A 12,230-nucleotide genomic window follows, 5' to 3' on the forward strand; every position below is an offset into this window, starting at 1 on the left:
TTAAAAAAGGAGGCTGTCCATAAAAAGACAGCCTCCTTTACTTTTAGTGAATGTTTTTATTTCTTTATTAACTTCATCACTTTCACCTCATTGTTTTCATTATATATTTTTACGACATACATTCCTTTACTTAAATCACTAATGGGAAATGGATACTCTTTGGACTGATTTGTATTGAAACTTTTTACCAATTGTCCCGAGATGGAATAAATTTTAACTTCGGAAGTATCTATATTTAAGGTAAAATAAGCCGAAGATGGATTTGGATATAAATGTATCTCCTCTACGAAATCAAAATTAGCTGTCCCCAAGGTTGATTGTTTGTTCCCATAAATTAAAAATTGACCCGATGGAATTGCCAAAAGTGCATTTACATCGGTAACATTTATGCTTGTATTATCCATCAAATTGTACCATATTCCCGTGGAAGGAAAATTGGGTATAAAAGTCACGTCAGCCACAGAAAAATTACAAAGCACCACCACGCTATTGAGTTGAGTTGACGGCAATGTAGCGTCATTAATGTATATTCTCTGTTTCACATTACTGCCGTCAGGACTTATGCTATAATTGCCTTCAAAAACAGGTTCACCGATTTTTAAGCTTATCATTTTTGCCCAATCATTATAAATTTTTGCTCTTTGAGAAATTCCTAGCCAATTACTTGTCCATTGTGGCTGTGGCTTGGCATCCAATTTGCAGTCTCCAGGAGTTGAATCCGAAGGCGTATTTACAGATCCGTCATTACAAGTAAAAATGGAATTTTGCATTCCCAATTCGGCAAAATGCCAAATCATTTTTGGTCCTGGAATTAACAAAGAAGCTGCTCCGATGGCTGACATTCTGGCAAGACAGTTATCCAAATTATTCAATGTTGGCTTAGTGCCCCCTCCATTACCATATGTTATTGCGTTGTACATTAGTCTTTCCTCATCGTGGCTTTCTGGATACCCCATCACCCTTTTGGCCGTAAAACCATGCGCCACATTTCCCATTCTTGTGATATCGGCATTTGTTGTATTCCCTTTTAGAAGCTCCGTGTAAGGACCGGTCATCTTTCCCCACATCATCACTCCTTTACTTGGCGTTTCATTTAGTCTATAATTTGCCCATTGTTGCTCTTCACTATCGCTTCCTAAATGCTCGAAAATAGCATAATGGGTTGGGTCTAAACTCCAGGAATAATCGGCATAATCTTTTAAAATCGCCACTCGATCTGCCTGATATCCGTCTGTACCAATATAATCTGTCGGCGAACTATTTTGAGTGAATCCTTTAGTTAAATCCCAACGGAATCCGTCAATTTTATATTCTTGAATCCATTGTTTAATTACTCTTTTAACATAGGTTTTAGTTACTGTTGCAGAATGATTGAAATCGTTCCCAACGCTATATGTGTGTTTGGCAAATTCATTAAAATAAGGATTTTCAGAACTGGCATCGCCCCAACCATCACCATCAGGATCTTTCATCCACATTCTTACCATTGGATTTCTTCCAAAAGCATGATTTAGTGCCACATCAAGAATTACCGCAATTCCGTTTTGATGACATAAGTCGATAAGTTCTTTCAGTTTATCTGAAGTTCCGTAAAATTTATCCAAAGCCATGTGAAAAGAAGTGTTATATCCCCAACTTTCATTGCCTTCAAATTCCATTACGGGCATTAATTCAATAGCATTGATTTTTAAGTTTTTGAAATAATCGATTCTGTCTATCAGGCTTTGAAAATTTCTGTTGGCATCAAAATCCCTCACCAAGACTTCATAAACCACTAATTTCTCTTTTGCCGGCTTAACAAAATTGGTTACTTGCCATGTATATGGAGTTTGTCCTGTTTTCAAAACAGTAACTTCTCTTTCTTGACCGACAGGATAAGTTGGAATGTTAGGATAATTTACTGCAGGAATTGAAGGGTCATCAAAAGGCGACAAAACCAATGTGGAATAAGGATCTGCTGTTTTTACCAATCCGGGAGAACCTGCAAGCGGCGTCGTATCTACGACCCAATATTGATAGGTATTGTTTACTCCTGATGTTAATCCGGCTAATTCCAGCCAAAATTTACCCGTGGTTGGATCTTTCTTCATGGCATAGTTTGAATCCGGCTGCCAGTTATTGAAACTTCCCGCTACATAAACAAAATCTTTTCCCGGCGCATCCAAAACCAAGGTTGCTTTTGTTGGGTCGGCTAAATTATAATTTATTCCCTCCTCAACACCAGCAGGCAAGACCTGTGATATTATTCCGGGATTTACCATTACGGTGAATTTTTTCGAAAATGAAGTTGCTCCTTGTGTAATCTGAAGTTCATAACTTTTATTGGTCGTTATGTTCAAATCCGTATAACTATAGGATGCAGTTGTGGCAGTGTTTATGCTTACCCCATTTGCCAAAAGAGTATAAGCTGCATTCCCATTGGTATTTGTTGCCGAAATAGCAAGATTTTGTCCAGAAGTGATAATTGTATTGCTGTTTTCAATTGGCTGAACCAATGTAGCCTGAAAAGCACCAACACTAAGAAAAGTATCCGCTGTTTGCAAATTTCCGGCATCATTCCTTAGAACCACGCAAATTTCCGTAATCGAACTTGTAAGAGCCACTCCAAAATAAATAAATAAATCAGGTGTCAAGTCAAGTTTATAGGTTGTTCCTGAAACGAATATTAATGCGGGTTGGGTCGTATTATTCCCCCAAGAACCTTTTACATTTTGCCATCTTGTTCCATTTACGGTCAAACCAATATGCGCATAAATTGTCCCGGCATAAGTGGCTAAAGGAGTTCCTGTTTTATCAAAATTAATAGTAACTGCACCATTTGCAATTGCAGGTGATGGTGTAGTGGTAATTTGGGCAAAACCTATAGATGCTATAAGTAAAAATAATAAAGTAATTTTTTTCATACCATAATTATTTAATGAAAAAAGGGCCATCGCAAGACGGCCCTTTTTTAATAATGAACAATATTACAGGATTGGTATCAATAAATAACTACCATCTAAATCATTAAACCAAACATCGTATGTAGCCGATGACACAGGGATATTAGATCCATCTTGTGTGCCTACACCACTGAAAGCAGTACCGCTACCCCAGTTTACAGTCCAAGCATCATTTGCTCTAAATTTCAGTTTACCATTACTTAAATTAGCAGTAACTTTCCAGATATGAGGATCAAAAGTTGATTTTGTCATAGGGGTACTAGTATCCCAGCCTCCCGGAGAAGCATCCCCAACCAAACCGATTGTTACATAAGTGGTGGCAGTACTTCCAGTAAAAGGAATTAATGAATATGTCAAATCGGTAACATTGATTGATAATGTATAATAACCAGCTGTTGCAATTACAAACGAATCTGGATCAGTACCAGTTCCATCATTTACGGCCAAAGCTCCATTTTTTGTTCCCCATTGTGGTTGCCATTTTCCTTTTATCTCTAAAAGTTTAACCTGGCCAGCAGCAAAATACCCTGTATAACTATATTTATTATCATTTGCGGGGTCTCTGAATAAAGGAACATTATTATTATTTTCACTCCAACCAGCTGCCGTTGCGTCACCCACTAAAAACATTTCTCTTTTAGGAATTATAGTATTATATGGTGTAACTAAAATTGTTATTGAATTGGAAAATTTTTCTTCTGAACCAATAGTACCTACAGTCGATTTAATTCTAACATCAATGGCACTTTCTACATCGGGAGCAAAGCCAAGCTCTAATGCTTTGGCATTTAAATTAACCACATTCATTGAGAAATTTGTTGATCCAGAAGAAGAAATATCTATTGGAGCGGTAAAATCTGTCCCATTAACCGCAAACTGAACCGTGTAAGTAATTGCTGTTGGTGTTCCGTAAGTTACTTTTTCCCACGTCAATGTTAAAGCAGTATTGCTTGGTGTTGCTTTGTTAAGCAAAATCGAAGAACCTGTGTCAGGAGTGATGATGGCAAAAGCAGCTTCCTGCGGTGCCAAGATTTTGAAATTCTCTTCGTTTGTACAAGACCATAATCCTGAAATCAGGACTAATGCTATAAAAATTTTAAATATATTTTTCATTTTTTTTATGATTTATTTTGTTAATATAGTTTTTTTAGTAACCAATATTTTGGGTTAAATTACGATTTGCGGCAAGAGAAGCCCCTGGCAATGGAAATACATTTAGATGCGCAGGAATTGAAATTCCATTTGAAGCATTTCCTTTCCAAGCCCAGTTATACGATCCTCCTGTAAACTTGCCAAATCTTATTAAATCTTGTCTTCTGTGTGCTTCCCAGTGTAATTCACGTGCTCTTTCATCTATAATGAAATCAAGAGTTACATTAGACGCCACGACATTTGCAACGTCAGAACCACTGTTTGCCCTTTGTCTCAAATCATTTATATAACCAATTGATTGAGTTGTGGCGTTGGCGGTTGAGCTTCCATTAGTAGCTCCATCTTTTCTCATTTGTGCTTCTGCATACATCAAGTAAACATCTGCTAATCTAAATAAAGGAAAATCAGTGTCTACGTAAGTAGAGCTAACACCTGTTGCACCCGTTGAGGTTTTATTAGAAAATTTAGATAAAGTATACCCTTGTGATTTAACAGAAATATCAGTAATATCTATACTTCTTTGTTTGTCAGGATTACCGGCAACACCTGTACCAATAGTTTTTCTAGTGTCAAGATCAAATTGTGCCCCGTCGAATTTTTGAACAAACTGCTTTCTCAAACGAAGAGCACCTCCCCAGCCGCCAACACCAAGGGCAGCACCATTATCTTCCCATTCACCAACTTCTCCATTAATTATTGTAGTGGTTGAACCCCAATTTTGAGTTGCTAACCCATCCGATTGTAATGTGAAAATCATTTCCGCCGATGTATTGTTATCCGCCTTAAAATTATCTAGATAATTTGGATTTAATGTGTAACCGCTAGCAATAATTTCACTACACTTTGTGATACATTCGGTATACTTTTTTTCCCCTATATAAACTTCGGCATTCAAATACATTTTAGCCAATATCATTTTAGCCATTCCTTGATCCACTCTACCGTATTCGTTTGTTCTGGCAGGTTTCAAATCAGGAAGTATGGTATTCAATTCAGTTTCGATAAAAGTGAATAATTGTTTTCTGTCGTATTCCGGTCCTGAAAAGTTCAAAGGATCGTTTTCTGTATACATTGGTGCTTTACCAAATAAATCCATCAAGTTATAATAAGAATAAGCTCTCAAAACTCTAACTTCATTTCTATAGGCAGCAATATCTGCAAGTAAAGTGGCGTCCGTAACCCCTCTTCCACTCAATTTTTCAGGAGTAGTTTGTCGCAAGAACTCATTCACGTATGCTACCTCTGCCATTGTTCTGCTGAACAATCCTAAAATAATTGGGTTACTGGCAGACCAAATGTTTCTTTGTAATTCTGCGGTTCCTTTATCATTTTCATAACTCCAGATTACTTCATCGGTAGTTAAATCTTGCAAATACCACAAACATCTGCTAAACTGGCTTGTTCCTGCATCAACACCCTCGAGAGAGGAAGAATCTGGCCCTAAAACACCTGTTAAAGAAAGATTGCCATACACTCCCGCCAAGGCCTTTTTATAACCTCCCGAAGAAGCAAACAAGGCTTCTGATGACAGGACATCATCATCTTTTGAAACTACATTCATATCATTTGTACAAGACTGAAGCACAGAAAATAATACAAAAATGTAGATGAAATTTAATTTAAATTTTTTCATGATTTTTTTTTTAAAATTTTATATTCGCTCCAAACAATAAAGAACGCTGTCTAGGATATATGGTTTTGTCAACTCCGTTATTAGTTATTTCAGGATCTAGACCGCTGTATTTAGTAATCACAAAGGCATTTTGAACTCCTGTAAAAAATCTTAAAGAAGCTTTGCCTTCTAACCATTTAGGGAACGTATAACCAAGTGTAACATTGTCCATTCTTAAGAAAGAAGCATCTTCTACATATATATCAGACAGCACAACATTTGATGTAGTGGTGAAACCAGTTTCTAGAACTGATGTAGGAACGTTATTTAAAGCACTTCCTGATTTTAATAAACCGTATTGTGCCTGACCTGCATTTACAGCATTAAAAATTCTATTTCCGATACTTGCCCTCAAATTGAATGAAAAGTCAATATTTTTATAATTCATATTAGAAGCAAAACCAAAAGTAGCATCTGGATCTGGGTTTTTATAGATATACTTGTCTTTTTCATTTATAATATTATCCCCATTCAAATCTGCATAAGCTCCTTCAATAGGTTTTTTGTTTATGTCGTATAATTGTTTAAAAACAAAGAAAGAATACGGAGTAAACCCTTTGCTAAATACTTGACCAGGAGTTCCCGTACCTGCAATGTTATCTCCTACAAAAATATCGTTATTATAGACTAAATCTGTAATTCTTCTTTCGAATTTAGTGGCGTTGATATTAACATTCCAATCAAATCCATCCGATTTAAAAATCGCTGCATTTACGGACAATTCTATACCTTTTGTAGTAAAACTACCAACATTTTGATAGGCTTGGTTAGAATAATTACTTCCATCAGGAACTGCCGCATTTACTAATAAATCTTTTGTGTCTTTATAGAAAACATCAACTGCTCCTGTGATTCTATTGTCAAACACGCCATAATCTATTCCCGCATTGTAAGTAGTAGTTTCTTCCCATTTTAAATTTGGGCTCAACTTTTGAGAAAGAGCAATAGGTGTTACGGCCGAACCAAAATAATACTGGGAATTTGATCCTCCAGTAATATATTTTTGAAGATAATCATTTGCTGCAGGTATATCTTGTTGACCCGTAATACCATATCCTAAACGAAGTTTTAAATCACTCAAAGTTTTTGAATCTTTAAAGAAATCTTCTTTCATTTTCCAAGCAAAGGCTGCTGCCGGGAAATTACCCCATCTGTTATTTTCACTAAATCTTGAAGACCCATCTCTTCTGTAAGATAAAGTCAATAAATATTTGTCTTTAAAATTCAAATTTGTTCTTGCGAATAAACCTATTAAAACCACATCAGTATCCGTGGTAGTATCTGGGGCTGCTTTTACTGGGTCTAAAACATTAAAAGTTTCGAATTTAGAACTTTGAAACTTTTGATAGGAATAACCACCCGTCATTTCGAAATTTAATTCACTGAATGTTTTATTATAAACTAAATAAGTATCCAACAATTTGTTTCTTCTTGTAGCTTTAGTAAACTCATCGGTTCCGTAGGTAATATTGTTGTTGCTGGGTGCAGAACCCGCATCCGCACCAACCAATCTGGTCCTTTCACCCTTTGATTCATCAAAACCAACATTAACAACAGCTCTAACTTCTGGCAAAAAATGGAATTTATAATCCAATTCAAAATTTCCAAAAACTCTATTGTTTAAACCTGTATCATTCGTTTGCATCAATTGGGCAACTGGATTTCTTGGTGCAATTGCTGCTAATGGATATTGCCCACTGCTATTTGGACCAGTATAATATTGAAAATAACCGCCGTAAGGAGAATTTGTATCTCTTATAGGTTGCGTAGGATCAAATGCAATAGCAGATCCTTCAACACCATCCGTGAATCTATTGCTCTCATTAGAGTAATTTGCATTCAATTTTAATTTCAAATGATTATCCAAGAAAGAAGGATTCATTGCTAAACCTACCGTATTCCTATTAAATACATTTGTTAAACGCAAGCCTTCTTGATATGTATTCCCCAACGTTAAACGTGTAGGAATAGCATTAAACAAACTACCTCTCATAGAGATATTATTATCAATATAATCCGTAGTTCTATAAATTGCTTTTTGCCAATCGGTATTTGCAGTCCCTAACAAACCAACATCCGCAGGGCGTTTTTCAGTGATAAGCTCTCTGTATTTATCAGCCCCAAACACATCAACAGTTTTTATTAATTTTCCTGATCCGTATTGAATATTATAATCTACAGCCAATTCTTTCCCTCCTTTTTTGGTAGTAATAATAATTACACCATTAGAAGCTCTTGAACCATAAATCGCAGTTGCAGATGCGTCTTTCAACACTGTAATTGATTCAACAGTACTTGGATTCAAAGATGCCAAAAATGAACTGGAACCCGTATTCGTATTGTTATCTAATGGTAAACCATCAATAACAATAAGTGGATCATTACTTGCAAACAAAGAACCACCCCCTCTAATTCTTATTGTAGAACCAGAGCCCGGAGCACCGCTTGTATTTACAGTCAAACCTGCTACTCTACCATTTAACAAGTTTTCAGTGGTAACATTAGCACCTTTGTTGAAATCTTTAGCAGTTACAGTTGTTACAGAACCTGTCGCGTCTTTTTTCTTAACAGTTCCGTAACCTACCTGAACAATAACCTCCTGTAATTGGTTAGCATCTTCTTCAAGACTTACAATTATTGATTTTTGATTGTTGAACACAATGGTTTCGCTTTTATATCCAATGAATGAAAAAACGATTTTATCGCCTTTCTTAATATTTGATAATTGAAATTTTCCATCAAGATCAGTTGAAGCACCGTTTGTGGTGCCTTGTACATTTACATTTACCCCAGGTATTGGCTGTCCCGATGTTTTATCAAGAACAGAGCCGCTAAATGTATTCTGAGCCAGAACACAAAAAGGCAGGAGTAGCAATAAAAATAACAACTTTTTGTAAATTGTTTTCATACTTTTTGTTTAAGTTAATTTGGTTTTTGTTTGGTTTTACCTTTACTTCGAATGTTAAAATTAAGTAAATTTTTATGCTCCCGACAAAGACACTTTTTAAATAGGTTACGAAAACGTGGTAGTGTTGAAAACTTTCTGCTTTATTGAAGTATTTAAGGAAAATATTGCCATTAATGAAATTTAATTTATCTTTATTATGAAAATGATTTTTATCAAATCCCCAATATGAAAAAGAAGATCACACTTAAACAAATTGCAAGAGAATTAGACGTTTCTATTTCAACTGTTTCAAAGTCCTTGAGAAATAGTTTAGAAATAGGAGAAGACACCAGACTAAAAGTACAGGCTTTCGCCAAATTTTATCATTACAAACCCAACAATATCGCGCTCAGTTTAAAAAACAGAAAAACAAAAACCATAGGAATTATTATTCCGGAAATCGTGCATCATTTCTTTTCGACCGTGATCAACGGAATCGAACAAATAGCCAACGAAAATGGCTATAGCGTCATTATATGTCTCTCGGACGATTCCTTTGATAAAGAAGTGCTCAATATGGAGATGCTGGCCAATGGAAGCATTGACGGATTCATTATGTCGCTCTCTAAAGAAACCCAATTCAAAGGCGATTTTCATCATATTGCCGAAGTAATCAATCAAGGGATGCCAGTGGTAATGTTTGACAGGGTGACCAATGATATTCAATGTGACAAAGTAATAATCGATGATGAATTGGCTGCTTACGAAGCCGTCCAAAGTTTGATTGATAAAGGAAGAAAGAAAATTGCACTTGTAACAACAGTCGATTATGTAAGTGTAGGCAAGCTTAGGACTGACGGCTATACCAAAGCATTATTGGATAACGGTCTATCTTTCAATGAAAACTTGATCATTAAAATTGAAAATGTAGACAATTGTGAAATAAAAATCGGCAAATTACTCGAAGACAAAGCCATTGATGCCGTTTTTGCGGTGAACGAATTATTTGCCGTGACTATCATTAAAATTGCCAATAAAATGGGATTAAAAGTTCCCGAAGATTTAGCCGTTATCGCTTTTACAGATGGAATCATTTCCAAATATTCGACCCCAACCATTACAACCGTAACCCAAAACGGGATAGAAATGGGCAATACGGCCGCAAAAATTCTCATCGAAAGATTGGAATCAGAAGAGAAAGAACTGGAAGAAGATGAAGAAGAAATATACAAAACCGTGGTAATTGAAACACATCTGATAGAAAGAGAATCAACCCTTTAAAAAAGTTCAATTGCAATTGTAATTGCAATATTCAATCTTTTTGACATTGAAATTGCCATTGAAATCAAAACTTGTTCACACTATTTCGTTGTAGTAACAGCCTATCCAATTAATTTCTAATTTTTAATTTTTAATTTTTAATTCTTTTATATATTTACGCTCAAATCGGAACTTTACTTTTACTTCGAAAATAAGTTAAGTTTTGATAAGCATGAAGCTTATCGTACATTTAATACAATATACGATAATGAAAAAACCCAAATTAAGTTTTTGGCAAATCTGGAATCTAAGCTTTGGATTCCTAGGTGTACAGATTGGCTATTCGCTACAAAATGGTAATACCAGTAGAATATTGGAAGCCCTTGGCGCCGATGTTCACAGCATAGGGTATTTTTGGCTGGCAGCTCCGCTGGCAGGTTTAATTGTTCAACCCATCATTGGTCTTTCAAGCGATAAAACTTGGACGCGTCTTGGACGAAGAATCCCATTTATATTTTTTGGAGCAATTATTTCGGCGATGGCGATGTTTTTTATGCCAAATGCGGAATACTTTGCTTATTTGTTACCACCATTACTTTTTGGGGCCGTAATGCTTTTATTAATGGACACTTCCTTTAACGTTACAATGCAACCTTTTAGAGCCCTTGTTGGTGATATGGTAAATGATGAGCAACGTAATCTTGGCTATTCTTTACAAAGTGCCTTGATCAATTTTGGAGCCGTTTTTGGTTCTTTATTACCTTGGATTTTGGCAAAAGCAGGAGTGGCAAATGTACCTGCAGTTGGCGAAAAGGTAGCAGCCTCCGTAATATGGTCTTTCTATATTGGAGGAGCTATTTTATTGGTTAGCGTACTTTGGACAGTTTTTAAAACAAGAGAATATGCTCCAAAAGAACATGCTCAATATAATGACATCGATTTAGATGCTGCCGATAAAACAGAAAAAACAAGCATCTTGAAACTGATTGTCAATGCACCCAAAATCTTTTGGCAATTGGGAATCGTACAATTCTTTTCTTGGTTTGCCTTATTTTTAATGTGGGTTTACACCACAAGAGCCATTGCTAATCAGGTATGGGGAGCAGAAGCTTTGGATCCAAAATCAATTGGCTTCAACGAAGCTGGAGATTGGACAGGCGTAATGTTTGCTTTTTACAGTGGAGTTGCAGCTTTATTCTCGTTGCTTATCCCGACAATTGCGAAATCAATTGGCCGAAAAAAAACCTATAGTTTTTCTCTTATAATGGGAGGAATTGGATTGGCTTCAATGTATTTTGTTCACGACAAAACTATCTTGTTACTATCCATTTCCGGAGTAGGCTTGGCGTGGGCAGCTATTTTAGCGATGCCTTATGCCATGTTATCTGGTTCGTTGCCTGCAGACAAAATGGGTGTTTATATGGGATTGTTCAACGCAACCATTACCATTCCCCAAATAGCGGCAGGTGTTTTGGGCAGCACAATAATTGCTTTGTTTGGAGGTTTTCCAATGGCAATTATTGTAATAGCAGGAGTTTCAATGTTGATAGCTGGCCTGGCAGTATTTTTTGTTAGGGAAAAATTATCAACAGATAAATAAATTAAAACAAATTAATGAATACAAAAGCATTTATATTCGACCTTGACGGCGTAATTGTTGACACGGCGAAATACCATTATTTGGCTTGGCAAAAAATTGCCAATCAATTGGGAATTGAATTCACACACGAACATAACGAAGGATTAAAAGGAGTCAGCCGTGTTCGCTCATTGGACATCATTTTGGAATTGGGCAACATCGAAGCTTCGCAAGAAGATAAAAACAAATGGCTTTTTGAGAAAAACGAGAATTACTTGTCCTATTTAGTCGATATGGACGAAAGTGAAATTTTGCCGGGTGTTATGCCCATTTTAAAATATTTGAAAGAACAAAATCAACTAATAGCATTGGGTTCGGCAAGTAAAAACGCTAGGCCCATTCTCGAAAAAACAGGGACTCTAAATTATTTTGATGCCATTGTTGACGGCAATGATGTTTCGAACGCCAAGCCTGATCCCGAAGTTTTCCTGATTGCCGCCAAATTATTGGGCAAGAAACCAGAAGACTCAATAGTCTTTGAAGATTCGGTAGCCGGAATTCAGGCGGCAAATATCGGAGGGATGACCAGTGTGGGAATTGGTGAAGCATCAACATTGCACGAAGCAAAATATATATTTAAAGATTTTACGCATATTGATAAACGTTTTATCGAGAATTTATTAAAAAATTGAAAAATTAAAAGATTGAAAAAAAACAAGAATCAAGAATCAAAAAAAC

The 12,230-nt window shown here is 36.0% G+C and carries 7 protein-coding genes; 3 read left to right on the forward strand and 4 right to left on the reverse strand.

Translation table 11 applies throughout. The features are described 5' to 3' along the window. Positions 1–56: 56 nt before the first annotated feature. The 4 genes from B2145_RS11505 to B2145_RS11520 form a co-directional block, all read right to left on the reverse strand. Positions 57–2,903, reverse strand: a complete 2,847-nt coding sequence (locus B2145_RS11505; RefSeq protein WP_291102333.1) for an alpha-amylase family glycosyl hydrolase — start codon at positions 2,901–2,903, stop codon at positions 57–59. Positions 2,904–2,966: 63 nt separating this feature from the next. After that, entirely contained in the window at positions 2,967–4,055 is a 1,089-nt protein-coding gene (locus tag B2145_RS11510; protein WP_291102335.1) for a SusE domain-containing protein, read from the reverse strand. A 34-nt stretch (positions 4,056–4,089) separates the two neighbouring features. Then, on the reverse strand, positions 4,090–5,727 hold the full coding sequence (locus B2145_RS11515) for a RagB/SusD family nutrient uptake outer membrane protein (RefSeq protein WP_291102337.1): 1,638 nt from the start codon (positions 5,725–5,727) through the stop codon (positions 4,090–4,092). 10 nt (positions 5,728–5,737) lie between these two features. Continuing rightward, complete coding sequence (locus B2145_RS11520; RefSeq protein ID WP_291102339.1) at positions 5,738–8,674, reverse strand: SusC/RagA family TonB-linked outer membrane protein; 2,937 nt, start codon at positions 8,672–8,674, stop codon at positions 5,738–5,740. Between the two features lie 225 nt (positions 8,675–8,899). On the opposite strand from B2145_RS11520, the gene B2145_RS11525 reads away from it, so the two are divergent. From B2145_RS11525 to pgmB, 3 genes are all read left to right on the forward strand, one after another. Next, entirely contained in the window at positions 8,900–9,934 is a 1,035-nt protein-coding gene (locus tag B2145_RS11525; protein WP_291102341.1) for a LacI family DNA-binding transcriptional regulator, read from the forward strand. A gap of 247 nt (positions 9,935–10,181) precedes the next feature. Continuing rightward, complete coding sequence (locus B2145_RS11530; RefSeq protein WP_291102343.1) at positions 10,182–11,513, forward strand: MFS transporter; 1,332 nt, start codon at positions 10,182–10,184, stop codon at positions 11,511–11,513. Between the two features lie 14 nt (positions 11,514–11,527). Continuing rightward, a complete protein-coding gene (gene pgmB, locus B2145_RS11535) occupies positions 11,528–12,184 on the forward strand; it encodes a beta-phosphoglucomutase (RefSeq protein WP_291102345.1) in 657 nt (218 codons plus the stop codon). Positions 12,185–12,230: the final 46 nt, after the last annotated feature.

Origin of the sequence: Flavobacterium sp. UBA5153, from assembly GCA_002413745.1 — a bacterium.
GTDB lineage: Bacteria > Bacteroidota > Bacteroidia > Flavobacteriales > Flavobacteriaceae > Flavobacterium.